Annotated in this window: 26 protein-coding genes; 14 read left to right on the top strand and 12 right to left on the bottom strand. The window is 64.1% G+C overall.

Going from position 1 to position 24,629, the window contains the following annotated elements:
* Positions 1 to 203: 203 nt before the first annotated feature.
* On the bottom strand, positions 204 to 1,382 hold the full coding sequence (locus tag HU772_RS03985; RefSeq protein WP_186662593.1) for an acetyl-CoA C-acetyltransferase: 1,179 nt from the start codon (positions 1,380 to 1,382) through the stop codon (positions 204 to 206).
* A 169-nt stretch (positions 1,383 to 1,551) separates the two neighbouring features.
* Here HU772_RS03985 and HU772_RS03990 point away from each other — a divergent pair, with 169 nt between their 5' ends.
* Together HU772_RS03990 and HU772_RS03995 are read left to right on the top strand one after the other, a co-directional pair.
* Positions 1,552 to 1,824: a PepSY domain-containing protein gene (locus HU772_RS03990; RefSeq protein ID WP_186662592.1), complete on the top strand. Its 273-nt coding sequence runs from the start codon at positions 1,552 to 1,554 to the stop codon at positions 1,822 to 1,824.
* Positions 1,821 to 2,354, top strand: coding sequence for a cytochrome b/b6 domain-containing protein (locus HU772_RS03995; protein WP_186662591.1), 534 nt, complete (start codon positions 1,821 to 1,823; stop codon positions 2,352 to 2,354). Before HU772_RS03990 ends, HU772_RS03995 begins: the two co-directional genes overlap by 4 nt.
* Positions 2,355 to 2,567: 213 nt before the next feature.
* Here the strand turns inward: HU772_RS03995 and HU772_RS04000 are convergent, their stop codons facing one another.
* From HU772_RS04000 to HU772_RS04015, 4 genes are read right to left on the bottom strand one after another with little or no spacing between them, the layout of a single operon-like run.
* Positions 2,568 to 3,692, bottom strand: coding sequence for an agmatine deiminase family protein (locus HU772_RS04000; protein ID WP_186662590.1), 1,125 nt, complete (start codon positions 3,690 to 3,692; stop codon positions 2,568 to 2,570).
* Between the two features lie 4 nt (positions 3,693 to 3,696).
* Positions 3,697 to 4,791 (bottom strand): extracellular solute-binding protein, encoded by a 1,095-nt coding sequence (locus tag HU772_RS04005; RefSeq protein ID WP_186662589.1) that lies wholly within the window; start codon positions 4,789 to 4,791, stop codon positions 3,697 to 3,699.
* 2 nt (positions 4,792 to 4,793) lie between these two features.
* Positions 4,794 to 5,690 carry an N-carbamoylputrescine amidase gene (aguB, locus tag HU772_RS04010; protein ID WP_186662588.1) on the bottom strand — a complete coding sequence of 299 codons (897 nt, stop codon included), beginning with the start codon at positions 5,688 to 5,690 and terminating at the stop codon, positions 4,794 to 4,796.
* Complete coding sequence (locus HU772_RS04015; RefSeq protein WP_186662587.1) at positions 5,687 to 6,736, bottom strand: agmatine deiminase family protein; 1,050 nt, start codon at positions 6,734 to 6,736, stop codon at positions 5,687 to 5,689. Before HU772_RS04015 ends, aguB begins: the two co-directional genes overlap by 4 nt.
* A 134-nt stretch (positions 6,737 to 6,870) precedes the next feature.
* On the opposite strand from HU772_RS04015, the gene HU772_RS04020 reads away from it, so the two are divergent.
* From HU772_RS04020 to HU772_RS04040, 6 genes are all read left to right on the top strand, one after another.
* Positions 6,871 to 7,731 carry a LysR substrate-binding domain-containing protein gene (locus HU772_RS04020; RefSeq protein WP_186662586.1) on the top strand — a complete coding sequence of 287 codons (861 nt, stop codon included), beginning with the start codon at positions 6,871 to 6,873 and terminating at the stop codon, positions 7,729 to 7,731.
* 373 nt (positions 7,732 to 8,104) lie between these two features.
* On the top strand, positions 8,105 to 8,833 hold the full coding sequence (locus HU772_RS04025) for an IS110 family RNA-guided transposase (RefSeq protein WP_225923072.1): 729 nt from the start codon (positions 8,105 to 8,107) through the stop codon (positions 8,831 to 8,833).
* A gap of 60 nt (positions 8,834 to 8,893) precedes the next feature.
* Positions 8,894 to 9,076: a hypothetical protein gene (locus HU772_RS24920; RefSeq protein WP_225923071.1), complete on the top strand. Its 183-nt coding sequence runs from the start codon at positions 8,894 to 8,896 to the stop codon at positions 9,074 to 9,076.
* Positions 9,077 to 9,298: 222 nt separating this feature from the next.
* Positions 9,299 to 10,498, top strand: coding sequence for an enoyl-ACP reductase FabV (gene fabV / locus HU772_RS04030; protein WP_186660139.1), 1,200 nt, complete (start codon positions 9,299 to 9,301; stop codon positions 10,496 to 10,498).
* Between the two features lie 166 nt (positions 10,499 to 10,664).
* Complete coding sequence (locus tag HU772_RS04035) at positions 10,665 to 11,351, top strand: GNAT family protein (protein ID WP_186660141.1); 687 nt, start codon at positions 10,665 to 10,667, stop codon at positions 11,349 to 11,351.
* Between the two features lie 52 nt (positions 11,352 to 11,403).
* On the top strand, positions 11,404 to 12,312 hold the full coding sequence (locus HU772_RS04040; protein WP_186660142.1) for an alpha/beta hydrolase family protein: 909 nt from the start codon (positions 11,404 to 11,406) through the stop codon (positions 12,310 to 12,312).
* Positions 12,313 to 12,368: 56 nt separating this feature from the next.
* Here HU772_RS04040 and HU772_RS04045 read toward each other — a convergent pair whose 3' ends face one another.
* The 5 genes from HU772_RS04045 to HU772_RS04065 all read right to left on the bottom strand — a co-directional run bounded on the left by HU772_RS04045 (position 12,369) and on the right by HU772_RS04065 (position 15,119).
* Complete coding sequence (locus HU772_RS04045; protein WP_186660143.1) at positions 12,369 to 12,710, bottom strand: HopJ type III effector protein; 342 nt, start codon at positions 12,708 to 12,710, stop codon at positions 12,369 to 12,371.
* Positions 12,703 to 12,999: a DUF1244 domain-containing protein gene (locus tag HU772_RS04050; RefSeq protein ID WP_028689851.1), complete on the bottom strand. Its 297-nt coding sequence runs from the start codon at positions 12,997 to 12,999 to the stop codon at positions 12,703 to 12,705. Before HU772_RS04050 ends, HU772_RS04045 begins: the two co-directional genes overlap by 8 nt.
* A gap of 9 nt (positions 13,000 to 13,008) precedes the next feature.
* Positions 13,009 to 13,701: a dihydromonapterin reductase gene (gene folM, locus HU772_RS04055; protein ID WP_186660144.1), complete on the bottom strand. Its 693-nt coding sequence runs from the start codon at positions 13,699 to 13,701 to the stop codon at positions 13,009 to 13,011.
* A gap of 76 nt (positions 13,702 to 13,777) precedes the next feature.
* Positions 13,778 to 14,347 (bottom strand): putative antibiotic biosynthesis monooxygenase, encoded by a 570-nt coding sequence (locus HU772_RS04060; protein ID WP_186660145.1) that lies wholly within the window; start codon positions 14,345 to 14,347, stop codon positions 13,778 to 13,780.
* A gap of 148 nt (positions 14,348 to 14,495) precedes the next feature.
* Positions 14,496 to 15,119 carry a hypothetical protein gene (locus HU772_RS04065; protein ID WP_186660146.1) on the bottom strand — a complete coding sequence of 208 codons (624 nt, stop codon included), beginning with the start codon at positions 15,117 to 15,119 and terminating at the stop codon, positions 14,496 to 14,498.
* A 195-nt stretch (positions 15,120 to 15,314) separates the two neighbouring features.
* Between HU772_RS04065 and HU772_RS04070 the strand changes: the two genes are divergently transcribed.
* Complete coding sequence (locus HU772_RS04070; protein ID WP_186660147.1) at positions 15,315 to 15,770, top strand: flavodoxin; 456 nt, start codon at positions 15,315 to 15,317, stop codon at positions 15,768 to 15,770.
* 118 nt (positions 15,771 to 15,888) lie between these two features.
* On the opposite strand, the gene HU772_RS04075 is transcribed toward HU772_RS04070, so the two are convergent.
* Positions 15,889 to 16,767, bottom strand: a complete 879-nt coding sequence (locus HU772_RS04075; protein WP_186660148.1) for a LysR family transcriptional regulator — start codon at positions 16,765 to 16,767, stop codon at positions 15,889 to 15,891.
* A gap of 100 nt (positions 16,768 to 16,867) precedes the next feature.
* On the opposite strand from HU772_RS04075, the gene HU772_RS04080 reads away from it, so the two are divergent.
* The 5 genes from HU772_RS04080 (at position 16,868) to HU772_RS04100 (ending at position 23,739) form a co-directional block, all read left to right on the top strand.
* Entirely contained in the window at positions 16,868 to 17,254 is a 387-nt protein-coding gene (locus tag HU772_RS04080) for a CidA/LrgA family protein (protein ID WP_186660150.1), read from the top strand.
* On the top strand, positions 17,244 to 17,930 hold the full coding sequence (locus HU772_RS04085; RefSeq protein WP_186660151.1) for an LrgB family protein: 687 nt from the start codon (positions 17,244 to 17,246) through the stop codon (positions 17,928 to 17,930). The genes HU772_RS04080 and HU772_RS04085 overlap by 11 nt, the downstream gene beginning before the upstream one ends.
* 173 nt (positions 17,931 to 18,103) lie before the next feature.
* Positions 18,104 to 19,009 carry an alpha/beta fold hydrolase gene (locus tag HU772_RS04090; protein WP_186660153.1) on the top strand — a complete coding sequence of 302 codons (906 nt, stop codon included), beginning with the start codon at positions 18,104 to 18,106 and terminating at the stop codon, positions 19,007 to 19,009.
* Positions 19,010 to 19,124: 115 nt separating this feature from the next.
* Positions 19,125 to 20,039 (top strand): SDR family oxidoreductase, encoded by a 915-nt coding sequence (locus HU772_RS04095; RefSeq protein ID WP_186660154.1) that lies wholly within the window; start codon positions 19,125 to 19,127, stop codon positions 20,037 to 20,039.
* Positions 20,040 to 20,571: 532 nt separating this feature from the next.
* A complete protein-coding gene (locus tag HU772_RS04100) occupies positions 20,572 to 23,739 on the top strand; it encodes a dermonecrotic toxin domain-containing protein (protein WP_186660155.1) in 3,168 nt (1,055 codons plus the stop codon).
* Here the strand turns inward: HU772_RS04100 and HU772_RS04105 are convergent.
* On the bottom strand, positions 23,736 to 24,512 hold the full coding sequence (locus HU772_RS04105; RefSeq protein WP_186660156.1) for an IclR family transcriptional regulator: 777 nt from the start codon (positions 24,510 to 24,512) through the stop codon (positions 23,736 to 23,738). The two genes, HU772_RS04100 and HU772_RS04105, sit on opposite strands and share 4 nt — an antisense overlap.
* Positions 24,513 to 24,629 lie beyond the last annotated feature (117 nt).

Below are 24,629 nucleotides of genomic sequence, written 5' to 3' on the forward strand. Positions count from 1 at the left end.
CCCCCGACCGTTCCAACCTCAAGCCTTGTGCTGACGCTGTAGGAGCGGCCTTGCGCCGCGAAAGGGCCGCGTAGCGGCCCCAGGCTGCAGCGTTGAGCAACGATCGCCGGGGCCGCTTTGCAGCCCTTTCGCGGCGCAAGGCCGCTCCTACAGTGGTAGGTGTAACGCCTGAACACCCTGCAGGACAGTTGCTCTCAGGTGGATCAGCGCTCGATGGCCAGTGCCACGCCTTGGCCGCCACCGATGCACAGGGTTGCCAGGCCTTTCTTGGCATCGCGCTTGATCATCTCGTGCAGCAAGGTCACCAGCACCCGGCAGCCGGAAGCACCGATCGGGTGGCCCAGGGCGATCGCGCCGCCATTGACGTTGACCTTGGCGGCGTCCCACTCCAGCTGCTTGCCCACGGCCAGTGCCTGGGCGGCGAAGGCTTCGTTGGCTTCGATCAGGTCCAGCTCGCCCAACTGCCAGCCGGCCTTGGCCAGGCAGCGCTGGGTGGCCGACACCGGGCCGATGCCCATGATCGCCGGGTCAACGCCCGCGCTGGCGTAGGCGGCGACCTTGGCCAGTACCGGCAGGCCCAGGGCCTTGGCCTTGCTGGCGCTCATCAGCAGTACCGCGGCGGCGCCGTCGTTGAGGCTGGAGGCGTTGCCGGCGGTGACACTGCCGTCCTTCTTGAATGCGGCGCGCAGCTTGGCCAACGACTCGGCGGTGGTGCCGGGGCGGGGTTGCTCATCGGTGTCGAACACCAGCGGCTCGCCTTTTTTCTGTGGGATGTGGATCGGGGTGATCTCGTCCTTGAAGCGCCCGGCCTCGATGGCGGCCACGGCCTTGCGCTGCGACTCGGCGGCGAAGGCGTCCTGCTGCTCGCGGGTGAGGCTGTATTTGTCCACCAGGTTCTCGGCGGTGATGCCCATGTGGTAATCGTTGAAGGCATCCCACAGGCCGTCGCTGATCATGCTGTCGACCAGCTGGCCGTGGCCCATGCGCTGGCCGGTGCGCGCCGAGGGCATCACGTAGGGCGCCAGGCTCATGCTCTCCTGGCCGCCGGCGATCACCACCTCGGCGTCGCCGCAACGGATGGCCTGGGCCGCCAGGTGCAGGGCTTTGAGGCCAGAGCCGCAGACCTTGTTCAGGGTCAGGGCCGGCACTTGGTAGGGCAGCCCGGCCTTGACGGCGGCCTGGCGGGCAGGGTTCTGGCCGGCGCCGGCGGTGAGCACCTGGCCGAGGATCACTTCGTCGACCTGGGCCGGGTCCAGCTGGGTCTGGGCCAGCAACTGGCGGATCACCGCGGCGCCCAGCTCGACGGCGGACACATTGGCCAGGGCCCCCTGGAAGCTGCCGATGGCAGTACGGGTGGCGGCGACGATGACGACTTCGTTCATTGTTGTTCTCCGAATGCGGACGTGATCGCCACAGCATCGGTGCTGGGCGCTTATTTGGGAAGTTTGTTTTTCTTTGCCATTGATCCGAATTTCAAATGAATGAGTGGTGTTGGCGAGGGGCAACTAAGCTTGCTGGCAGCCGTTCCCCAACCCGCAAGGAGTCCTGATCATGCGTCGATCCCTGATCCTCCCGGCCCTGCTGCTCGCCAGTACCGCGGCCTTTGCCTCCGAGCCGAAATGCACGACCGCCGACAAGGCCACCTGGCAGGACGCCGACCAGTTCCAGGCCAAGCTCAAGGACGAGGGTTACAAGATCAACAAGTTCAAGGTCACCAAGGGTAACTGCTACGAGATCTATGGTTTCGACAAGGACGGCCGCAAGGTCGAGATCTACCACGATCCGGTCAGCGGCAAGGCGATCAAGACCGAGATCCATAAATGACCGCCAGCGTGCGGCTGTGGGACCCGTTGCTGCGGGTGTGCCACTGGTCGTTCGCTGGGGTGTTCTTCGCCGATTACTTTTTCAACGAGGTGGGTGACGACTGGCACCAGTGGCTGGGTTACTACGCCTGCGCGTGCCTGCTGTTGCGCGTGGTGTGGGGCTTCGTCGGGCCGCGCAGCGCGCGCTGGGCGGATTTTTGGCCGACGCCGGCGCGGTTGATGAGTCACGGCCGGGCGCTGTGGCGTGGCGAGCGTTATCACCGCCTGGGGCATACACCGATCGGCGCGCTGGTGATGCTGCTGATGATGCTGGGCATCGCCAGCCTGGGCTTGACCGGCTGGATGATGCTGGAGGTGGATGCGCTGTGGGGCGCCGAGTGGCTGGGTACCTTGCACAGCTGGCTGGCCGACGGGGTGCTGGCGCTGGTCTGCGTGCACCTGCTGGCGGCGCTGGTGGAGAGTGTGCGGTTGCGCGAGAACCTGCCGTTGTCGATGGTGACGGGGCGGCGGCGGTCGTCTGACGAGCCGTGAAAGTGGGGCCGCTTTGCGGCCCTTTCACGACTCGGTCGTTTTAGCCGGGACCTGTGGGAGCGGGTTTACCCGCGAAGCCGACACCGTGGTGGATGGCACGGGCTTCGCCCGTGTTCGCGGGCAAGCCCGCTCCCGCACTTATCCCGCCAGATTCTAGAAATTGAGCAAGACAGTTGCTCCCACAGGTTCCGCGCTAAACCACCAGGTGAGGGGTCACACCGCCGGGCACTGGTTGGTCACGCAGTGAATCCCACCCCCTCCCGCCGCGATCGCATCGATGTCCAACTGCACCACATCGCGCCCCGGATACAGCTTCACCAGCAAGGCCCGGGCCTTCTCATCGGCACTGCGATCACCGAACTGCGGGGCGATCACCGCGCCATTGATCACGAAGTAGTTGATGTACCCCGCGGCAAAGTCCGGGTTGCCCTTGCTGAACTTGTTGCTGCGCGGCTTCAAGGGTGGTGACATCGTGTGGATCTCCAGGGTGCGCCCGTCGGCGTCGGTGGCGCTGCGCAGGATCTCCAGGTGTTTGCGGGTCACGTCGTGGTCGTAGGAGTCTGGGTCGTTGTCCAGATTCGCCACCACCACCCCGGGCGCCGCGAAGCGCGCGTAGAAGTCCACGTGGGCGTCGGTGATGTCCTTGCCCTTGATGCCCGGCAACCAGATGATCTTGCGCAATCCAAGGCGTTCTTTCAGCTCCGCCTCGACCTGGGCCTTGCTCCAGCCGGGGTTGCGGTTGCTGTTGATCCAGCTGCTCTCGGTCATGATCCCGGTGCCATGGCCGTCCACCTCGATGCCGCCGCCTTCGCCGACCAGCTCGCTGCGCTGGTAGCCACCCCCGGCCAGCTTGGCCACGCGGGCGGCTATCTTGGCGTCCTGGCGGTGCTGCTGCTTGCCGCCCCAGCCGTTGAAGTTGAAGTCCACCGCCGCCAGCTCGCCAGCGTCGTCGACCACGAAGTTGGCACCGATGTCGCGCATCCAGATGTCGTCCAGCTCGGTCTCGACGAAGGTGATGTTGTGGCTGCCGCACTCTTGCTCGGCGATATCGCGCTCGCTGGCGCGGCAGAACACCGTCACCGGCTGGTAGGCGGCGATGGCCCGGGCAATGCGCCCGAGCGCGACCTGGACGTCTTCGGTGAAGTCTTCCCAGATCGCATCCTGGGCTCCGAAGGCGATGTAGGCGCGCGCGTGCTTTTCACCTTCGTCGGGCATGAACCAGCGGCCCGCCTCGGCGGCGCGGGCGCTGTTACCGGCCAACGGCAGGCCGAAGCTGGCGGCGGCGCCGAGGCCGGCGACCACGCTCATTTGTTGAAGGAAGGTGCGGCGTGTTGGCATGGGGTCAGTCCTGTGCGGTCTTGAAGCGGGTCCAGACGCGCATGCGCGCACGCATGTCGGCCTGGGGGATGTCCTTGCCCGGGATCAGCCGGGTGTAGGTGGCATCGTCGAGGTAGATGTCCGGGTTGTCGCGCAGGCGCGCGTCCACCAGGGGGCGGGCCTTGGCGCTGGCGGTGGGGTAGCCGGTGAAGTTGCTGATCGCGGCCATGTTTTCCGGGCGCATGACGAAGTTGATGAAACGATAGGCGTATTCCGGGTGCTTGGCGTCGGCGGGGATGGCCATGGTGTCCATCCACACCGTGGTGCCTTCACGCGGTACCCGGTACTGGAAGTCGATGGCCTTGCCCGCGGCTTCGGCGGTGCGCTGGGCCTGGATCACGTCGCCGCTGTAGCCCAGCGACAGGCAGGTGTTGCCGTTGACCAGCTCGGTGACCGGCTGCGATTGCAACTTGCGCACATGGGGGCGGATGCCCTTGAGCAGCGCGCTGGCGGCGGCCAGGTCGTCGCGCTTGGCGCTGCGTGGGTCGCGGCCCAGGTAGTGGAGCACCACGGCCAGCACTTCGTCGGGCGAGTCGATGATCGAGATGCCGCAGTCGGCGAACTTGGCCGCCAACTCCGGCTTGAACAGCAGGTCGAGGCTGTCCAGCGGCGCGTCGGGCAGGCGTTCGCGGATCTTTGCCGCGTCCATGGTCAGGCCGATGGTGCCCCAGGTGTAGGGCACGGTGGCCTGGCTGGCCTTGGGGTAGCGGTCGTGCAGCTGGCGCAGGCCGGGCTCGATGTCGTCGAGGGCGGTCAATTGCTGGCGGTCCAGGGGTTGCAGGCTGCCGGCGCGCATCAACCGCTCGGCGACCGTGTCGCCGGGGAAGATCAGGTCGTAGCCGCTGCGCCCGGACATCAGCTTGGCCTCGAGCACCTCGCTGCCGTCCATGACGTCGTAGATCACCGGGATGCCGGTTTCGGCGGTGAAACGCTTGAGGGTGTCCTCGGCAAAATAGTCGGCCCAGTTGTACAGGCGCAGGGCATCCTGCTCGGCCTGGGCGATGCCGGCGCAGGCCAGCAGGGCGGCGATGGCCAGCAGTTTCGATGGACGGCTTGGCATGCTCAGGCCCTCGCGGTCTGTGGGGTACGGCCGTCGAGGGTCATCAGCGGCGCATACAGGTCGGGGCGGCGGTCGCGGTAGATGCCCCAGGTCAGGCGGTCTTCGCGCATGCGTGCCAGGTCCAGGTCGTGCAGCCAGACGCCGCTGCTGTCGCGGTCGGCTTCCTGCAGCAGGGCGCCCTTGTGGTCGCAGATGAACGACGAGCCGTAGAAGCGCATCGACAGGCTGTCGTCGGTACGCGCCACTTCGTGGCCGACCCGGTTGGCGGCCACCACCGGCAGCAGGTTGGCGGCGGCATGACCGCGCATGGCCATCTGCCAATGGTCGCGTGAGTCCAGTTCCGCCGCGCCCGGTTCGGAGCCGATGGCGGTGGGGAACAACAGCACCTCGGCGCCCATCAGCGCCAGGCAGCGGGCGGTCTCGGGGAACCACTGGTCCCAGCAGATGCCGATGCCCAGGCGGCCGAAGGCGGTGTCCCAGACCTTGAAGCCGGTGTCGCCGGGGCTGAAGTACTCCTTCTCCTGGTAGCCGATGGCGTTGGGGATGTGGGCCTTGCGGTACACCCCCAGCAGGCGACCGTCGGCGTCGGCCACGGTCAGCGAGTTGAAGAAGGCGTTGCCGGCGCGCTCGTACCAGCTCAGCGGCAGCACCACGCCCAGCTCCTTGGCCAGGGCGGCGAAGCGCTTGAGCAGCGGGCTGTCGTGGTAATCCTGGGCCAGGGCCTGGTGGCTGTGGCACTGCTCGATGCAGAAGTACGGGGTGGCGAACAGCTCCTGCAGCAGGATCACCTGGGCGCCCTGGGCGGCGGCCCGGCGCACCAGTTGCTCGGCACGTTCGAGGTTGGCGGACAGGTCCCAACTGCAGGCCATCTGCGTGGTGGCGATACGCAGGATGCTCATGGGCGTGCTCCCTGCCAGGCGGGCTGCTGCTGGGTGATGCAGTGGATGCCGCCGCCGCCGTGGGCGATGTGGTCGATACGCACCGGCACGATCTCGCGGCCAGGGAAGGCCAGGGCTAACTGCTGCGCGGCGGCCTGGTCGGCGTCGATGCCGTAGGCGGGCATGATCACCGCGTCGTTGGCCAGGTAGAAATTGGTATAGGAGGCGCAGAACACCTCGGCTTCGGTGTCGACCGCCGCCGTGGCCTCGTACAGGTCGAGCAGTTCGAACGAGCGACCCTGAGCATCGCTGGCCAGTTCCAGGGCGCGGCGGTTCTCACGTACCACTTCGGCGTACACCGAGCCGTGATCATGGGTGGCGTCCACCAGCAGCACGCCGGGGCGGGCGAAGGCGCACACGCCATCGACATGGCCGTCGGTCATGTCACCGGTGACATACTGCGGGTCGCCCGGCAGCCAGATGGTCTTGCGGATGCCCAGCAGGCGGGCGAAACAGTCCTCGAAATCGGCCTTGCTCAGGCCCGGGTTGCGGTTGGGGTTGAGCAGCACCGACTCGGTGGTGATCAGCGTGCCTTCGCCGTCGACATGGATCGCGCCGCCCTCGTTGCACAGCGGGGTGCTCAGGCCTTCGAGGCCGAGGTGATCGAGGATGCGCCGCGCCAGGCTGCGGTCTTGGCCGTGCTCGGACTTGCCGCCCCAGGCGTTGAAGCGCCAGCTCAGGCCGGCCACGCCGTGTTGCGGGTGGGTCAGGAAGGTTGGCCCGCTGTCGCGGCACCAGCTGTCGTCCACGGCCAGCTCGATCAGCTCGATACCGGGGCCGCACAGCTGACGGGCGATGGTCATGGCCGAGGGGTCGACCACCATCTTCACCGGCTCGAAGCGGGCGATGGCGGCGGCCACGCGGGCATAGTCGCGCTGCACATCGGCCAGGGTCACGCCCCAGCCCGACTCCCACAACCCTTGGTTGTGCGGCCAGATCATCCAGGTGGCGGCGTGGCGGGCCCATTCGGCGGGCATGCGCCAGCCGCTGTCGAGGGACAGGGTCATAGTGAACTCCGATCTATTAGGGATTTTTATCAACGAAGCCCGCCGTCGCGGGTGTTGGTGTCCATGCTATGGCTAGGAAGCTGGGCCGACAAACGATAGATTTAGCGGATTACTGATCAGTCAGGCTTATCAGCATGCTCAAACACTGGCCCCCGCTAAACGCCCTGCGTGGCTTCGAAGCCGCTGCCCGCCTGGGCAGCTTCCACAAGGCCGCCGAGGCCCTGAATCTCACTCAGTCGGCGATCAGCCAGCAGATCCGCAGCCTGGAGAGCTATCTGGAACAACCGTTGTTCCACCGCAGTGGGCGCAGCGTCAGCCTGACCGATGCCGGGCACGACCTGCTCAGCACCACCCAGGCGTTGCTGCAGCAACTGGCGGTGGGCATTCGCCGGCTGGATCAGTACCGCAAGCCCAACCAACTGGTGGTCAACACCACCCCGGCCTTTGCGCGCCACTGGTTGTTGCCGCGCCTGGCGGATTTCCACCAGCGTCACCCGGACGTCGATTTGTGGCTGTTCACCAGTTTCGAGGTGCCGGACATGGCCACCGAGACCATTGACCTGGCCATTCGCGACGATATCGGGCCGCAAGCCGAATGCAGCTTCACCGTGTTGCACCAGGACCAGTTGTATCCGGCGTGTCACCCAGCGTTGCCCGAGGATGGGCGCACCACCTTGCACGGCGAACGCGAAATGGACTGGAGCCACTGGCAACTGGAGGGCGGCGAGGACGTTGGACAGCAGGGCAAAGGGCTGAATTTTTCCGACCCGGGGTTGCTGCTGGAGGCGGCGGGCGAGGGGCTGGGCATTGCCCTGGTCAGCCAGTTGCTGGGGCGGCGGATGGTCGATGAGGGACGTTTGCGGCCCTTGTCGGCACAGCGCGTACGCGGTCCGGTGTGGAGCTGCCTGGTGCATTGGGAAAGCCAGGAGGATCCGCTGGCGCGGCAGTTCCTGGCGTGGTTGCGCGAAGCCCTGCAGCCAGCGCCGTCCCTGTAGGAGGGGCCTTGCCGAGGCGTCGGACCGGTCGGAAAGGGCTGCACAGCAGCCCCAGGATTTCAGTGTTGACACAAAGATTGCCGGGGCCGCTTTGCGGCCCTTTCCGACCGGTCCGACGCCTCGGCAAGGCCGCTCCTTGTATCTCGACTTTCGCCTCCCTAGAGGCGAAAGTTCTCGACTGATCATCGAGGGAAGGCCTTGAAGCAGAGCCGCTCCAAGGGCATCAAGCCCGCACTGTAGATAACGCTCTGGTCTTCCAACCCCACTCGACGAGTTCGAACGGTATCTAGTGCCCGCCCCCGGCGTGAGCACGCATTAACAAGGTTGAACTGAGTGTAGGGTGATCGACTTTCGTAGTTTGAAGGAGGAGATCATGTCCGTCTTTGTTGGCGTTGATGTCGCCAAAAAATCTTTCGACATTGCCATCCCGCTCCCCAATGGCAAGATGCGCACCAAAGCCAAGCTGTCCAATGATCCTGGAGGGTTCAGGCAGTTTAGCGACTGGCTTGAGCGCCATGCTGAACCAGGCGCCTGGATTGTTATGGAGGCTACAGGCATCTATCACGAAGCGCTGGCCGAGCACTGTCACAACCAAGGTTATCGGGTGTGCATTCTGAACCCGGCGGTGATTGCGAAATTCGCTGACGTGGAGCTTCGGCGCGTCAAAACAGATAAGGCTGACGCCAAAGTCATTGCTGCCTATGGCCAACAAAAGGCTGTCTCGCTTCGCCAGTGGGAGCCTGAGCCCCCTGCGCAGCGCCGCTTGCGTGCTCTGGTGCGGCGACTGGACGACCTCAAGGAAATGCGCCAGATGGAGCAGAATCGTTTGGATGTCGCACTAGATGCGGTACAGCAGTCGATTCAAGACGTAATCGGGCACATCAACGAAGAGCTGGAAAAGACCAGGAAGGCCATCGAGCAGACGATCGATGATGATCCAGACCTGCGCAAGCGACGTGAGCTGATTACCTCGATTGATGGTTTGGGTGACACCACTGCTACGTTGCTGCTCGCCGAACTGGGCGATCCACTGAAATACCAAAGCCCTTCTGCGATTGTCGCGTTTTCAGGCTTAAACCCAGTGGTGCAGCAATCGGGATAGTTCATAGGTAAGAGCACTATTTCGCGTACAGGCGCCTCAAGGCTGCGTGCAGGCTTGTGGATGTCAGGCACTGTCTCAATCAGACATAACCCTGTTGTGAAGGAACTGGCAGAGCGGTTGAGCAGCCGGCACAAAGCTTACAAACAGATCGTCTGCGCGGCGATGCGCAAGCTGCTGCACCTGGTTTACGGGGTGGTGAAGTCGGGGATACCGTTTGACCCCAAAATCCCTCTTGCGGGGTGAGAGTCAAGACGGTATCTACAGGACCGCGCCAGCCTCAAGATCAACGCCGTACCTGTAGGCGCCGGCTTTGCCGGCGAATGGAGGCGTGCAGACAATGCAGCAATGCGAATCACCCCGTAATATGTGTCGGATATCCCGCGAGGGTAGTCTCACCCTCTAGATCAAACGGCAGCGCCCCGAATCCGGGCGCTGCCCCAGCCTAAACCTGACGAGGTACAGACATTGGCCATCATTCATCCCAAGGTTCGCGGTTTCATCTGCACCACGACTCACCCCAAGGGCTGCGAGCTCAACGTCCGTGACCAGATCGAAGCCACCCGCAAGCTGGGCGTGCGCGAGGATGGTCCGAAGAAAGTCCTGGTGATCGGCGCCTCCAGCGGCTACGGCCTGGCCGCGCGCATCACCGCGGCGTTCGGCTTCAAGGCCGACACCCTGGGCGTGTTCTTCGAAAAACCGGGCACCGAGACCAAGGCCGGTACCGCCGGCTGGTACAACGCCGCCGCCTTCGACAAGTTCGCCAAGGCCGAGGGCCTGTACAGCAAGTCGATCAACGGTGACGCCTTCTCCGACGAAGCCCGCGCCAAGGTCATCGAGCTGATCAAGAACGAAATGGGCGGCCAGGTCGACCTGGTCATCTACTCGCTGGCCTCGCCGGTACGCAAGCTGCCGCAGACCGGCGAACTGGTGCGCTCGGCACTCAAGCCGATCGGCCAGCCGTACAAGTCGACCGCCATCGACACCAACAAGGACACCATCATCGAGGCCAGCATCGAGCCGGCCACCGAGCAGGAAATCCAGGACACCGTCACCGTCATGGGTGGCCAGGACTGGGAGCTGTGGATCGATGCGCTGAACGCCGCCGGCGTGCTGGCGCCACAGGCCCGTACCGTAGCCTTCAGCTACATCGGCTCCGACATCACCTGGCCGATTTATTGGGACGGCGCACTGGGTAAGGCCAAGCAGGACCTGGACGAAACCGCCCAGCGCCTGAGCAAGAAAGTCGGTGGCAGTGCCAACGTTGCGGTGCTGAAGTCGGTGGTTACCCAGGCCAGCTCGGCCATCCCGGTGATGCCGCTGTACCTGTCGATGGTCTTCAAGATCATGCAGGAGAAGGGTATCCACGAAGGCACCCAGCACCAGCTGGACCGTATGTTCCGTGAGCGTATGTACCGTGAGGACGGTGCGCCGGCTGCACTGGACGACGAAGGCCGCCTGCGCCTGGACGATTGGGAACTGCGCGATGATGTGCAGGACGCCTGCCGTGCCATGTGGCCGAAGGTGACCACCGAGAACCTGTTCGAGCTGACCGACTACGCCGGTTACAAGAAGCAGTTCCTCAACCTGTTCGGCTTCGAGCGCGCTGACGTCAACTACGACGAAGACGTGGCGACCGACGTACGGTTCGACTGCATCGAGCTGTAAGCAAGTCCTTGATCGTGCAGCCGTTGATGACGGCTGCACGGTTCCCGCCGACGACTTGTTAATATTCTGCAACAAATCCATGGCTGGCCCTTGGCCATGGGCGCTGCGCGCCTGATCTATACCCCAGCTATTGGCCTGGCAATTCCGTCGGGGCCGGGGAGGCGACATGGGCGTTGTGCAAAAACTACAAGAACGAATCCGCCAGAAGGGTTTCAAGCGCACCTGCAAGACCTTGCTCGAGCGCTACGTGTTCTTTCACTGGGAACTGCTGTGGATGGAGCGCGACCTGGTCAGCCCGGTGCCGCCCTACAGCTTGAAGGAACACCCGCCCGTCACCCTGGTGCAGATCACCAGCGCCAACGCCGATGCCTTCGCGCGCCATTTTGGCGATCGCGTGCAAACCATGCGCGAACTGGCCGCCGAGGGGCACACCGGGCACATGTACCTGGACGAGCAGGGTGATGCCGTGGCGTTCATCTGGGCCAGCGTGGTCGATTATCACGACAAGCACTACTACGGCTGCACCTTCCCGGTGAAGCCTGGCGAATTCTTCGAGTTCGGCGGCGAGATGACCCGCCGCTACTTTGGCAGCGAGCTGTCGGTGACCGCCCAGGTCGAGCTGTGGAACGCGATGCGCGCGAAAGGCTGCCACAAGGTGGTGGATGTGGTGGAGACCCACAACGTGCCGGCAATGAAGCTGCACCTGCGCATGGGTTACCACGAGCAGGGCCGGGTGATGCACGTGTACGGGTTGTTCGGGCGCTGGAAGCTGTTCCGCGAGACCCGCTACGACGGCTCGCGCCTGGCCGTGCTGCGCAAGCCGAGCGTGGCCGGCGCGCTGCCCACCACCTAGCTAAAACGGGGGGATGTTTGCTAGCGTTGGCGGACAACGCAGGGAGCGCGCCATGAGCAGCCTCACCCAACCCGCCAGTGCTTTTCGCCAGTTCGCCGCCGATGGCTACAGCCTCGGCGGTTTTCGTTGGCGCCACGCCCAGCCCGACGCCCAGCGCCCGCTGGTGATCATCAATGCCGCCACCTCGGTGCGCTGCCGCTATTACTCTCGGTTCGCCGATTACCTGTTCGCCCAGGGCTTCGATGTGCTCACCTACGACTACCGAGGTATCGGCGAATCACGCCCAGCCTCGTTGCGTGGTTTCAAGGCGTCGTGGAGCGACTGGGGCCGCCTGGATTTCGAGGCTATGTTGCAACTGGCCGCTGCCGAACACCCCGGGCAGCCGGTGCATGTGGTCGGCCACAGCTTCGGCGGCTGGGCGCTGGGGTTGGCGCCTTCAGCGGCGCAGGTGCGCCACGCGGTGCTGGTGGGCGCGCAGTTCGCTTTTTGGCGCGACTATGCGGCGGACCAGCGCTGGCAACTGTTCGGCAAATGGCATGTGGTCATGCCCTTGCTGACCCGGCTGTTCGGCTATTTTCCCGGCAAGCGCCTGGGCTGGCTGGAGGACACCCCGGCCGGAGTGGTGCGTGACTGGAGCACCCGCACGCCACGCTATGAGCAGCGTCCCAGCGGGCGTCAGCTCGACGCTGTGCCGTTCGAGCAGGTGCGCGCGGCGACCTTGGCCATCAGCCTGACGGACGATCCGTTCGGCACGGTGGCGGCCACCGAGCGCTTGCTGGGGTATCTGCACAAGGCCGAGCATCGGCACCTGCGGGTGGCGCCTGTGGATATCTCGGTGGGGGAGATCGGCCATTTCGCGTTCTTTCACGATAGGTTTCGTGAAAGTCTATGGCCGATTGCCTTGGGCTGGCTGCGGGAAGGGCAGTTGAGTGTTCAAGTGCCCGGTAGCGTCATCAGCTAGGCGCTATACCGCGGGGCAAGCCCGCTCCCAAGGCGATGGGGGCGGGCCTTGCGGCATCAGCTCAGGCGCGCCAGCGGCTGCTCGGCGAACTTCACAGCGGCCAACCCGTGCTTGATCAGCGCGCGGATATTGCCGTGGTCGCTGCCCTCGGGGGTGGCGACCACACTGCGGTAGTGCTCGCCGAAGGCCAGCAGCGCTTCCTGGTCGCTGAGTCCCTCCAGCAGCGCCAGGCCCAGGGTCTTGCACGAACCTTCGTTCTGCCCGGCGGCGTTGTGCACCCCACCGTTGTCGAAGGCCTGGGGCTGGTAGCTGTAGTGTTCGGCAATGAACGCCAGGGTATCGGCGAAGACGTGTTCGCCGCTGGCGAGGCTGCTGCGCAGGCTGTTCAGGTCAGTCACGGGGCTTTCCTTGTTCGAACGCCGCCTGTTGCTCGGCGCTGGCTTCTTTCTGGTATTGGGCTTTCCACTCGGCATAGGGCATGCCGTACACCTGCTCGCGGGCATCGTCCAGGCTCAGCTCGATCTGGCGATCGTCAGCGGCGGCCTTGAGCCATTTCGACAGGCAGTTGCGGCAGAAGCCGGAGAGGTTCATCAGGTCGATGTTCTGCACGTCGGTGCGCTTTTGCAGATGGTCGACCAGGCGCCGGAACGCGGCGGCTTCGAGTTCGAGCTGTTGTTGCGGGGTCATGGGCGTCTCTCAGGTCATGCGGTTCTTCAGATGGCGGCCACCGTTGATGACCAGCTGGCTGCCGGTGCTGTACTGGCTTTCGAGCAGGAACAGCACGGCATCGATCAGCGGGCGGGCGCCGGGTTCGAATTCGAGCAGGGCTTTTTTCAGCGTCTGCTGGCGGTACTGTTCGTCGCCGCCTTCCTTGAGGATCAGCAGGCCGGGCAGGATACCGTTGACGCGCACCCTGGGCGCGTACTTTTCGGCGAACGACAGCACCATGTTCTGCAGCGCGGCCTTGGTCGCGGCGTAGCCGATATGGCTCTTGCTGCCACGGGACGAGGTTTCGTCGCAGATGTGGATGATGTCGGCCTTGTCGACCTTGTTCAACAGCTCGCCCAGGGCCAGGTTGAGGTGGTAGGGCGCCTCGACGTGCAGGCGGAACATGGTCTCGAGGTTGTCCAGGCCGTCGTCGAGCCACAAGGAGGCGTTGTGGATGATCGCGCGCAGGCCGTCGTATTCACGTTGCAGGTGGTCGATCAGGGCCTGGCGGTCTTCGGCGCGGGTGAGGTCGGCCTGGAACTGGTGGATGTTCGGGTGGGCCGCCTGCGCCAGCGGGGTCCGGCTGGCGCTGACCACCGTATGGCCGGCCTGGGCCAGCTCCAGGGCCAGGGCCAGGCCGACGCGCTGGCTGGCGCCGGTGATGAGGATTGGGCTGTTCATGTTCGGGCGGTCTGTTCGTCTGTCCGTGCGTGATGCCCCAGCATACCCGAACTCAACCGCCTTGCGAGCCTTGACCTCAGCGGCTGCGCAGGCCCTGCGGACGTTCGGCGGCGGTGGCAGGCGCGGCGTTCAGCCAAGGCGCCAACAGGCGGGTGGACAACGGGATGAACAGGTACACCATCAACGGCGTCAGCGCCAGGGTGCTGAGCAGCACACGGGGCACCAGGTCGAGGGGCGCCAGCCAGTGGCCGAACAGCAGGTTGAACAGCAGCGACACCGGGAAGAACGCCAGCCAGATGGCCGTGGCCTGCTTCCAGCGTGGTGGTTTTTGCACCGTATTGGTGCCAAACCAGTCGTCGATACCACTGACGCGCCTCTCTTTGGGGCGCTCGAACAGGCCGTCGCCGCGTTGCAGCCAGGCGCGACGGGAGGCTGAATGCTCCCAGGCGTGCAGGGTCTGTTCATCGGTGAAGCGGAAGATGATCTGGAACTCATCGCCCTCGGCCGGTGGCGCGAGGATGCCCGAGCCAAGATAGCCGGGGAAGTCGGTGGCCAGCTGCTCGCCTTCGTGCAGCCAGGCCAGCAGGTCCTGGTAGCGGCCATGGGCGGCGCGGCGCGACACCATCAGGGTGACGGGGGTAGACATCGTGTATCTCCTGGCGACGGGGCTGGCGGGTAGCCGGCCCCTTGGCGTGCGGCCCGGGGTGGTGGGCGGCGCAGGCGTGCTTGCAAGAATCGGGCACGGATTATCGCCGATCAATCATGACCGGTCAGTTTCAGCGGCCAGGTGGTCGTCAGAATGCGCCGTTGGCCTGGGCGTGCAGCTCGGGGTGGGCCTTGCGGTGGGCCTGGAGGATGTATTCGCGCAGGCGTTCGACTTCCTCGGCCGGGGTCTGGGTGAGGTCGTAGGCGGCCAGCCGTGGGCCGATGCGCCGGCGCAGCGTGCCGTGCAGGCCGATCGGCGGGATGTCTTCGGCGGCGAAGCGCAGGGCGAACTGCGCAGGGGCCTTGGTGGCGCCGCGCACTTCCAGCAAGACGCCCTTGAAGGAAATATCGCGCACCCACAGGTTGCTGGCCTGGCCGTGATCGTCCACCAGCGCCGCCGGCTGCTCCAGCGACAGGCGCCAGGGCCGCAGCATCGGGCCATCCTCGTAGATGTCCGGCGAACCCAGTTGCAGATGCAGGGCGTGGAATTCGTCCTCGACCAATTGCAGGGGGAAGCTCAGTTGCTGGTTGTTGAAGCTGGCCTGCAGGGTGACCTGCTCGTTGGCCACCAGGCGGGTGAGCAAGTCCTTGAGACGACGATCGCCGTTGACCAGCAGGCTCGACATGGGGTCGGCCAGGTTCAACTGCGGCGAATGCTGCATGTCCTGGATGAAATCCAGCTCGTCCTGGGAGAGGAGGGCGTCTGCTTGCATGGTCGAACTCGAAGGGGCGATCGGTATGGGCGATTTCTTCACGGCGATGGACAGCGGTGTATGGGCTTGGTTCACGCCACTGGTCGGATCGCGCTTCGATCCGACGGGTGCCTGTGACTTTTGGCGGAGGCGGCCTTTTGCCACTGTCGGATGCTAGTATCCTACGTTTTCACTCAGTTTCGGAATCCTCACCCGATGAAAGTCGCCATTATTTCCGGTTCGGTGTATGGCACCGCCGAAGAAGTCGCCCGTCACGCCGAGTCCCTGCTCAAGGCGGCAGGCCTTGAAGCCTGGCACGCTTCCCGTGCCACGTTGCAGGATCTCGAGGGGTTCGCCCCCGAAGCGTTGTTGGCCGTGACTTCGACCACCGGTATGGGCGAGTTGCCCGATAACCTGATGCCGCTGTTCAGCGCCATCCGCGACATCCTGCCAGCAGCATGGCGTGGGTTGCCGGGCGCGGTGATCGGCCTGGGCGATTCGAGTTATGGCGATACGTATTGCGGGGGCGGCGAGCAGATGCGCGAGTTGTTCGCCGAGTTGGGGGTGCGGGAGGTGCTGCCGATGCTGAGGCTCGATGCCAGTGAGACGGTGACGCCGGAGACCGATGCCGAGCCGTGGTTGGCGGAGCTTGTAGCCGTTCTCAAGGGCTGATGCGGTTCACCTGTAGGAGCGGCTTCAGCCGCGATGGAGGCAACGCGGTGCCTGGTACCCGCTTTGCGGGTGATCGCGGCTGAAGCCGCTCCTACAGGGGGGCGAGCCAAATAGATGTTTAACGTGGCTCCCGTAACAACGCCAGCCACGCCTGCGCCGCCCGTGACAGATACGCCCCCCGCCGCCAGATGAAGGCGATGTCCCACTTCAGGTAATCCGGCGCCCGCAACGGCAGGCGCACCACCCCGGGCCGTTCCAGCGCCCGCGCCACGATGGCCGGCAACAGCACCACGCCCTGGCCCGCCGCCACCAGCGCGGCGAGAAAGTCCGCCTGACCACTGCGCCCGCCTTCCTTCGGCGTGAACCCCACCTGCTGGCAAGCGCTGAGCAAGCGGTCGTTGAGCACGAAGCTGCGTTGGTACAGCAGGAACGGCGTATCGGCCAGTTGCCCCAGCTCGACCTCGGCCAGCCCCGCCAGGGCATGATCGGCCGGCAGCAAGGCTTCCAACGCCTCGTTGCAGAACGGCTGGCAGTCGAACGCCGGATCGCTCGGTGTCAGGCTGCCGCCCAGCTCCAGCTCACCGTTCCTGACCGCCTGCTCGACCATGCGGCTGCCGCCTTCGAGCAATTGCACGGAGATATTCGGGTAACGTCGGCGGTATTCGGCGAACAGTCCGGCGAACAGGGCATCGCTGCCCAGCAACGGCAGGCCGAGGCGCAGCTCGCCACGGGTCAGCTGGCCCAAGTCGTCCAGTTCATTGAGCAGTTCCTGGCGCTGGCGCATCAGCACTTCGCCGCGCTGCAGGACGATGCGCCCGGCGGCGGTCAGGTGCAGTTGCGAGCCTTGTCGCTCCAGCAAGGGCTGGCCGATGGCTTGCTCCAACTGGGCGACCTGCTTGCTTACTGCCGACTGACTGATGTGCAAGGTGCTCGCCGCCTGGGTGAAGCCACCGCGATGAACAACCTCGATGAAACTGCGCAGTTGTTTGAATTCCATGATCACAATTCCATTTTGGAATGCCGATCAGTCTAACAATTCGCTTCTGGCCTGGGTGGCCGAATTCTACAATGGGCACGTTGTCGAGGAACCCCCGCCCATGAATGCCGAAATACTCAAGAAAACCCTCCGCCTGCTCGCCGAGCTGGCGGTGTTGCTCGCCCTGTTCCTGTTCGGTGGCCAACTCACCGCCTGGCTTGCCTGGCCGATCCCTGGCGGCGTGATGGGCCTGGCCCTGTTGCTGGCGCTGTTTGCCACCGGCGTGGTCAAGCCTGCCACCTTGCAGCTGGGCGCCAAGTGGCTGATGGCCGAGATGCTGTTGTTCTTCATCCCGGCGCTGATGAGCCTGCTGGACTACGGCAGCCTGCTGCGCAGCGAAGGCTGGCGCATCCTGCTGGTGATTGCTGTGAGCACCCTGCTGGTGATGGTGGTCACTGCGGTGACCGTGGAGCTGGTGTGCCGCTGGAGGTTGCGCCATGAGCCTTGAGCCCATGCCGGTGTTCTGGCTTGTGCTGACCCTGGCGGCCTATCTCGGCAGCCGCTGGTTGTACCGGCGCAGCGGGCGCTATCTGTTGTCGCCATTGATCCTGGTGCCGGCCCTGCTGCTGGCGGTGGCCGTGCCGCTGCACACCGCCTACGCCGAATACGCGCGCAACACCCATTGGCTGATGGGCGTGCTGGGCCCGGTGACCGTGGCCTTCGCCGTGCCGATCTGGCAGCAGCGAGCCATGCTGGCCCGGCACTGGCCGGCGCTGCTGGCGGGCATGCTGGCCGGCAGCGTGGCGTCAATCGGCAGTTCGTGGGTGCTGGCGCACCTGCTGGCGCTGGACGAGGCGGTCAGCCTGTCGCTGCTGCCGCGCTCGATCACCACGCCATTCGCCATGCCGGTGGCCCAGGACCTGGGCGGCGTGCCGGAGCTGACTGCGGTGTTCGTGATGTTCACCGGGGTGCTGGGCGCGCTGTTCGGCGGCGTGCTGCTGCGCTGGTTGCCGTTACGCACGCCGCTGGCCCGTGGCGCGCTATTCGGGGTCGGTGCCCATGGCGCGGGCGTGAGCCGGGCCCAGGAAGTGGGGCGCGAGGAGGGTTCGGTGGCCGGGTTGGTCATGGTCCTGACCGGCCTGCTCAACCTGCTGGCCGCACCACTGCTGGTCATGCTGCTGTGACCGTTCGTGCCACTGACTCGCACGGTCATCAGGCTGGCTGCCAAGGCGACCTATCACCTTCGTAGGGGCTTCTAGACTGTGCCTCGACATAGAGAGCACATGCATGTGCCGAGGTGACTTGCAATGAACGCAGCCTTGCCCTATTCCGACCCTTACCCACCGGGACGACCGTGATGCCTCTGGCCGAGATACCACTGTGCGTCTGGCGTACCCGGAGCATGAGTTTCAGCTTCCGAGGCCAGAGCATCCGCTACTGGACGGCAGGGCAAGGAGAGCCGCTGCTATTGCTTCACGGTTTCCCCACCGCCAGCTGGGATTGGCACTACCTGTGGGCACCGCTCACCCAACGCTACCGTGTGGTGGCCTGCGACATGCTGGGCTTCGGCGATTCAGCCAAGCCCCCGGACCACGACTACAGCCTGCTGGAGCAGGCCGACCTGCAACAGGCGCTGCTTGCTCACCTGCAGATCGACCAGCCGGTGCACCTGCTGGCCCACGACTACGGTGGCAGCGTGGCCCAGGAGCTGTTGGCGCGGCATCATGAGCAGCGTCTGGAGATTGCCAGCTGCGTGTTTCTCAACAGCGGGCTGTTCCCTGAAAGCTGCCGGGTGCTGCTGATCCAGAAGCTGTTGCTCAGCCGCCTGGGCTGGCTGGTCGGGCGCTCGTTCGGGCGCGACGACCTGGTGCGCAATGTCACCCAGGTCTACGGGCCCTGCACGCACCCCAGCGAGAGCGCCCTGGATGACTACTGGAGCCTGATCGCCGCCAATCACGGCCCGCGCATCCTGCACAAACTCATCAACTTCCTGCCCGAACGTCGGGCCCAGCGTGAACGCTGGGTCAGCGCCTTGCAGCGCGCGAGCGTGCCACTACGCTTCATCAATGGCGCGGTAGACCCGTTGTCGGGCATGCACATGGTCGAGCGTTACCGGCAGGTGGTGCCGGATCCGGACACCGTCGTGCTGCAGGGGATCGGCCATTACCCGCACACCGAGGCGCCGGTGCAGGTGTTGCGCCATTACCTGGCGTTTCGTGAACAGCCGTTGAGTTTCATCCCGCAGAAGGTTGCCTGGTCGTGACCGGACGAACATCGCCGGGCGTTATCGCCCGGCATTCGCCACGGTGGGCTTGATTGCCCGGCGCCCATGGCAGGCGGAGACTGGTTGAATCCATCCATTGCCTGGAGCCCTGAGCATGAGCGAGCCGGTACGTCTGCAAGATCGAGTGGTGATTGTCACGGGGGCCGGTGGTGGCCTGGGCCGGGCCCATGCGCTGCTGTTCGCGGCAAGGGGCGCCAGGGTGGTGGTCAACGACCTGGGCGGCAGCACCCATGGCGAAGGCGCCAATGCCTCGGCGGCCGACCGGGTGGTGGAAGAGATCCGCGCCGCGGGCGGCACGGCAGTGGCCAACCATGATTCGGTGACCGATGGCGCCCGCATTGTCGAGCAGGCCCTGGACAGCTTCGGCCAGGTCGATGTGCTGGTGAACAACGCCGGCATCCTGCGCGACAAGACCTTCCACAAGATGGAAGACAGCGACTGGGAACTGGTCTACCGCGTACATGTCGAGGGTGCCTACAAGCTCACCCACGCCGCTTGGCCACACCTGCGCGCGCAGAACTGGGGGCGGGTGATCTTCACCTCGTCCACGTCGGGCATCTACGGCAATTTCGGCCAGGCCAACTACGGCATGGCCAAGCTCGGGCTCTACGGACTGACTCGCACCCTGGCCATCGAGGGGAGCAAGAATGGCATCCTGGTCAACGCCATTGCGCCAACCGGCGCGACCCGCATGACCGAAGGGCTGATCCCACCCCAGGTGTTCGAACAACTCAAGCCGGAACTGATCAGCCCGCTGGTGGTGTACCTGGGCAGCGAGCAGTGCCAGGACAGCGGCCAGTTGTTCGAGGTGGGTGGTGGCTGGGTCGGCAAAGTGCGTTGGGAGCGCAGCCTGGGGGTGGGCTTCGATCCGCGGGAGGGCTTCACGCCGGAACAGGTGGCGGACAACTGGGAGCGGATCGGCGATTTCGCAGACGCGGTGCATCCGCAGGACAGCCTGCAGGCGTTGCAGCAGATGATGGCGAACTTGCAGCGGTTCCCGTTGGTGTAAGCAACATCTCTGAGAGGGTGCGACCTCTGTAGGAGCGGCTTGAGCCGCGATCACCCGCGAAGCGGGGGCCAGACACCACGTTGCCTGAATCGCGGCTAAAGCCGCTCCTACAGATGATTTTGCACAGCTCAAGGAGCGGGCCTTGTACCGCCCCCCATAAGGCCATGAAAAAGCCGGTGATTCTTGCAGAAATAAAAAAGGCCGCTGCAACCGCAGCGGCCAATCGAGACGTAGATCAAGGAGCTTCAAAATCAACGTCGGTGAACCATGGTGGCCCGAAAGGCGGGGGGGAGAGCACTTCGTGCCGACCAGTGAGGTAAGAATAAGCACTTGTTGCTGTGGGAAAAATACCGGCTTCTGACATTCTCTATTACATCGACCGTGATAATCCTTCCGTTTTCAGGCTGTAGGTCCAGAGCATTCTTCAGTCAGCGTAGGCTAGTTGAACTTTGGCCTGTCAGGCTTTCCCTCCTCCCTCCCTCTTTCACATTGTTCATTGTCCAGGCTCCTACACAAATATTGGAGAGTGAACATGAACTTCGAGCCGATTTTCCTAGCCGGAATCACCGATGCCGCTGACTTTCCCGGGCAGATGCTCGGTGCCGCCAACCTGAGCCACCCCGGTACGCAGGCACTGCAATTCAAGGACGATGTGCTCGGCGCACTGGCCTTGAGCACGCTGGCGCTCCAGGCACAGCTGAGCAGCGCGCCAAGGCCGCCCGAGGAAATCGAACAGTGGTGGTCGGAGCAGTCGGAGGTGTTATCCCAGCAGCTTCAGCAGCATGTGGCGCTTGAGCTCCAGGCCTGGGCGATGCAACGCCGCACTGAAAGGCTGGCCATCGAGGCACTGTTGCCCAATGACCAGGCCAACCCGGTCATCGCTTCCGTCTCGCTGCGCACACAGGACGACCTGAGCATTCGGATTCCGGGATGCGTGGCGATGCTTGCGCCTGGGGTGGACAGCAAGGCGCCCAAAGTGGTCTACGGCTTGGGTCTGGGTAAGTGGTTCGGTGTCGATCAGGACATGGCCAAGCAGATGCTTTGGGATTTGAAGCAGGATGAGCAATGGTTAGCTAACTTGCTGCCGAAAGAACATGAGGCTTTGTCGAGCGCGGACGCCGTCGAGCTTGAATTCGAACAACTGGACGAGCCATTTGAAGACTATCTGATTCGGGACATGCAGGTGCTTCAGGCATGGCTGGTCGAGCAGGCCTTGGATGAGGAAGTGGGTGATATCGAGGCGGCGGTGTCGCTGTACCCACTGGCCGGGCGGACCCAGAAGGCGGTGGCCGATCTACTCGAAACCTTCCGGCGCAGGCGGATGCCGGAGTGGATGCGCAACCTGTCGGACAAGGAGCGTGAGCGGATCGTCGAGCTCGACAAGGCGCTGGCCCAGGCGCAGGAGGCCCTTGTGCAGCACACCGGGCACACTGACTTTCACGGGTATGCCCTGGAGAAAATGAACAAATGGCTCGAGGCGGCCGGTGTCATGGATGTTTTCGCGCAGGACATCGAACTGCACGTCAGCCATGACTTCGTTGCCGAGGGGCAGACGCATGCGACCAGCTTGCTGGAGTGGGTATGTGGCGGCGCCTATCTCGGGGATCACCTGACGGTGGTGTGCACCTGTGAAGACCTGCGGGATGTGTTGACGCCGGAGCACCTAGTGCAAATGGCGCAGGCGCTGGACCTTCAGGCGAGCTATGCCGAAATGGTCGAGAACGCTTACCAGGGGGATACCGCTGACACGCTGTTGCGCGAAACGCTGGACGCCAAGCTACGGCTGGCAATCCAGGCGGCCGACTATCAAGGGCTGGACCGGCATGGGGTGGCACTGCTCGATGCTGCCTTGGAAAACGACTGGTCCGGCTCGGCGATGGGGGTCGCGAGAGTGTGCATCCTGCACGACGATCATCAGTTTGCCCTCACCGACCACCTGTGCCTGCACAACGACGAGGGTTACCTTCTCTACGCACCTGGCTCACCGAAAGGCGACTTCCGCTTCTTCACTTCGCTGGAGGCATTGAGCTTCGGCGTGGGTGAGCTGACCGCGACCGCCGAGGGTAACGCCTATCTGTTGAAGCATGGGCTGCATGACGACCGTCTTGAGCTGGGCAGGTTACTCCAGCTGATCCAGCGTCTGCCATCTGCCTGGTCTGGGCAAACCGTGGCGTTGCAGGAGGCGCAGGCCAAACGCTGGGATGAAGTGGTTGATACGTGGGCGGTAATGAAGAAGGAGAAGATCGAGGATGACCTCAAGGCGATCAGGCCTGAAGCGTATCCCCATGCCGACGCGGACAAGCTGAAACGTGTGACGGACCTTGGCCATGAACTGCGGGTGCTGGCGCTGGAATATCAGGCCACCGTGAACATCCCCACCGCCGAAGAGTACTTCCACAAGGCTGCGGATGACCTGCTCAATGTAGGGGGAGTGGGACCATGGATCGACCCCGACACCGTCGTGGTCGAGCAGGGCGATGGGGAGAGGCAGGCGTTGGTCAGCCTGCTGATCGAGTCCGGGGAGAGTTTCTTCACACCCAGGGTCGCCCGGCTTCACTCCACCATTGGTCAGGACCTGTCGCATCTTAACAGGAGGGTGATCGAGCGCAGCATGCGCGAGCGCACGATCCAGAAGAACTATCAGGCCGAACTGGAGCGCCTCTACCTTGGGGACGACGAGCGAATCGACACCCCCGCGCTGGAGCTGCATCGGTTCTTGTTGGGGTTGACTATGCAACGTGATTGCCTGGTCGAGATCATGCGTGGATCACTCGAGGATCCGGCACATGTCCAGTGGCTTTCCAAGGTGTGTACGCAGTTCAACGAGGGTAGCTTCATCGAGGACTGCAATCTGGCCGAGCTGATGATCAATGGGTGCCCGGTGCAAGGGGCTTATCTGCTTGAGTCCGACGCGGCGCGAGGCACGTTGGTCTATCTGAGCGATGGTCCACAAGGGCGGTCTTTGCTGACTGCATGGGACTTTGCCCAGCAATGGCAGGGGGACGACATCCAGGATTGGATGTTCAAGCATATCCCGGTGGCGCAGGAGGAAAAAATCTATGCGCTGATCAGGGACCTTGAGGACGACAACGAGAACGATCCGACGGGTTTCAAGGGGCACGAGCGAATACTCTTCTCGTTGCGGACCTATCGCAATATCGACCACCTGGGGGCTTCGCTACGTGGCCAACTGCGGCAACTGCTCGATGAGGCCGAACGCAATGCCCGGGGTGTGCTGGCGCGTATCGGCTGGCAGATCTACTCGCACCTGTGGACTATCCTCAAGATCGTGACATTGCCATTTCCGCCAGCGCGGCTGGCCATTGCATTCGTCGATGCGGTCTACGCCTTCTACAAGGCGGCCGTGGCGCTTCGCGATGGCGAGCATTTCGAGGCAATCAAGCTCTATGTGACCGGCGTGCTCGCCTTCCCGGGCATTGTCGATGCACTGAAACCGCTGGCGCAAACGGTGCTCATCACGCCAGTCATGAAGGTTTGGTCGCATCTGTTCCCAGGCCCATCGTCGCCTTGGTTCAGCAAACTCAAGACGTTCATCCTGACCCACAAGCTGGAAAGACGAATCACCATGGAGATAGGCGGCGAAATCGTTTCGGGGCTCCACGAGAAGTTCGATAAGGAACTGTTGCTCTACACCGCATACATCGCCTTGGGGCGTGAGCCTGATCGCCTGCCGGCCTAAGGCTGGTAACCCATCCGCCTGCTGACGGCCTCCACCGCCGCCAGCAGGCGTTGTGCCGCAGGCCCCTGTTCATCGGCATGAAAGATCGACGTCGGCCCGACCACGGTCATCACCGCGGCGATCTGGCCCATGGCGTTGAATATCGGGGCCGACAGCGCGTCAACCCCAGGCATCAGCAGGCCGTGGACGTGGTGCAGTCCGCGCTCACGGATCTGCGTCAGCAACGATGCATAGTCTTCGGCGGTCTGGTTCAACTGGGCCAGTTCCTGGTCACGCAGTTCCACGGTTTCCCGCTCAGGCAAATGGGCGGCGAACACCAGCCCGGTGGATGAGCTCAGCAGTGGCAGCACCGAGCCGATCTGGGTCACCACCGTGACCGCGCGCACGGCGGGCTCGATGCTCACCACGGTCGCGCCCTGGTTGCCCCATACCGCGATGAAACAGCTTTCGTTCAGTTCGTCGCGCAGTTGCGACAGCGGCAGCGCCGCCACCTTCAGTACATCGATACTGCCCAGCGCCGCCATGCCCACCCGCAGCGCCTCACGCCCCAGGCCGTAGTGGTTGGTGGCCGGGTCTTGTTCGGCGAAGCCACTGGCGATCAGCGCCTGCAGATAGCGGTGCACCTTGCTCGCGGGCATGTCGACATGCTCGGCCAAGCGTGACAGCGAGGTGGAGGGGGAGAGTTCGGCCAGGGCCTTGAGGATATCGGTGCCGACTTCCGCCGAACGGACCTTCTGTTTGCCGTTGTCGGTGTTGCTGCTGGCTTTGGCCATGGGGGGCTTCTATACGGAATTCGTGGGGTGGCGCCTTTATAGCTTGACGCCTGCGCGGGAGCAAATTACGTTATTCGTAATCTGATTACGATAAAAACAATGCAGACGCGCTGCCGC

Origin of the sequence: Pseudomonas xantholysinigenes (assembly GCF_014268885.2) — a bacterium.
GTDB classification, from domain to species: Bacteria; Pseudomonadota; Gammaproteobacteria; order Pseudomonadales; family Pseudomonadaceae; genus Aquipseudomonas; species Aquipseudomonas xantholysinigenes.

What these genes read in the sequence shown, in the direction of transcription:
- HU772_RS04090 (WP_186660153.1), top strand. Translation starts at nt 18,104, where the DNA reads ATGCCTCTGGCCGAGATACCACTGTGCGTCTGGCGTACCCGGAGCATG.
- HU772_RS04065 (WP_186660146.1), bottom strand. Translation starts at nt 15,119, where the DNA reads ATGCAAGCAGACGCCCTCCTCTCCCAGGACGAGCTGGATTTCATCCAG.
- HU772_RS03995 (WP_186662591.1), top strand. Translation starts at nt 1,821, where the DNA reads ATGACCGCCAGCGTGCGGCTGTGGGACCCGTTGCTGCGGGTGTGCCAC.
- HU772_RS24920 (WP_225923071.1), top strand. Translation starts at nt 8,894, where the DNA reads ATGTCAGGCACTGTCTCAATCAGACATAACCCTGTTGTGAAGGAACTG.
- HU772_RS04080 (WP_186660150.1), top strand. Translation starts at nt 16,868, where the DNA reads ATGAATGCCGAAATACTCAAGAAAACCCTCCGCCTGCTCGCCGAGCTG.
- HU772_RS03990 (WP_186662592.1), top strand. Translation starts at nt 1,552, where the DNA reads ATGCGTCGATCCCTGATCCTCCCGGCCCTGCTGCTCGCCAGTACCGCG.
- aguB (WP_186662588.1), bottom strand. Translation starts at nt 5,690, where the DNA reads ATGAGCATCCTGCGTATCGCCACCACGCAGATGGCCTGCAGTTGGGAC.
- HU772_RS04095 (WP_186660154.1), top strand. Translation starts at nt 19,125, where the DNA reads ATGAGCGAGCCGGTACGTCTGCAAGATCGAGTGGTGATTGTCACGGGG.
- HU772_RS04000 (WP_186662590.1), bottom strand. Translation starts at nt 3,692, where the DNA reads ATGCCAACACGCCGCACCTTCCTTCAACAAATGAGCGTGGTCGCCGGC.
- folM (WP_186660144.1), bottom strand. Translation starts at nt 13,701, where the DNA reads ATGAACAGCCCAATCCTCATCACCGGCGCCAGCCAGCGCGTCGGCCTG.
- HU772_RS04060 (WP_186660145.1), bottom strand. Translation starts at nt 14,347, where the DNA reads ATGTCTACCCCCGTCACCCTGATGGTGTCGCGCCGCGCCGCCCATGGC.
- HU772_RS04085 (WP_186660151.1), top strand. Translation starts at nt 17,244, where the DNA reads ATGAGCCTTGAGCCCATGCCGGTGTTCTGGCTTGTGCTGACCCTGGCG.
- HU772_RS04050 (WP_028689851.1), bottom strand. Translation starts at nt 12,999, where the DNA reads ATGACCCCGCAACAACAGCTCGAACTCGAAGCCGCCGCGTTCCGGCGC.
- HU772_RS04075 (WP_186660148.1), bottom strand. Translation starts at nt 16,767, where the DNA reads ATGGAATTCAAACAACTGCGCAGTTTCATCGAGGTTGTTCATCGCGGT.
- HU772_RS04100 (WP_186660155.1), top strand. Translation starts at nt 20,572, where the DNA reads ATGAACTTCGAGCCGATTTTCCTAGCCGGAATCACCGATGCCGCTGAC.
- HU772_RS04025 (WP_225923072.1), top strand. Translation starts at nt 8,105, where the DNA reads ATGTCCGTCTTTGTTGGCGTTGATGTCGCCAAAAAATCTTTCGACATT.
- HU772_RS04020 (WP_186662586.1), top strand. Translation starts at nt 6,871, where the DNA reads ATGCTCAAACACTGGCCCCCGCTAAACGCCCTGCGTGGCTTCGAAGCC.
- HU772_RS04070 (WP_186660147.1), top strand. Translation starts at nt 15,315, where the DNA reads ATGAAAGTCGCCATTATTTCCGGTTCGGTGTATGGCACCGCCGAAGAA.
- HU772_RS04040 (WP_186660142.1), top strand. Translation starts at nt 11,404, where the DNA reads ATGAGCAGCCTCACCCAACCCGCCAGTGCTTTTCGCCAGTTCGCCGCC.
- HU772_RS04015 (WP_186662587.1), bottom strand. Translation starts at nt 6,736, where the DNA reads ATGACCCTGTCCCTCGACAGCGGCTGGCGCATGCCCGCCGAATGGGCC.
- HU772_RS04105 (WP_186660156.1), bottom strand. Translation starts at nt 24,512, where the DNA reads ATGGCCAAAGCCAGCAGCAACACCGACAACGGCAAACAGAAGGTCCGT.
- HU772_RS04005 (WP_186662589.1), bottom strand. Translation starts at nt 4,791, where the DNA reads ATGCCAAGCCGTCCATCGAAACTGCTGGCCATCGCCGCCCTGCTGGCC.
- HU772_RS03985 (WP_186662593.1), bottom strand. Translation starts at nt 1,382, where the DNA reads ATGAACGAAGTCGTCATCGTCGCCGCCACCCGTACTGCCATCGGCAGC.
- HU772_RS04035 (WP_186660141.1), top strand. Translation starts at nt 10,665, where the DNA reads ATGGGCGTTGTGCAAAAACTACAAGAACGAATCCGCCAGAAGGGTTTC.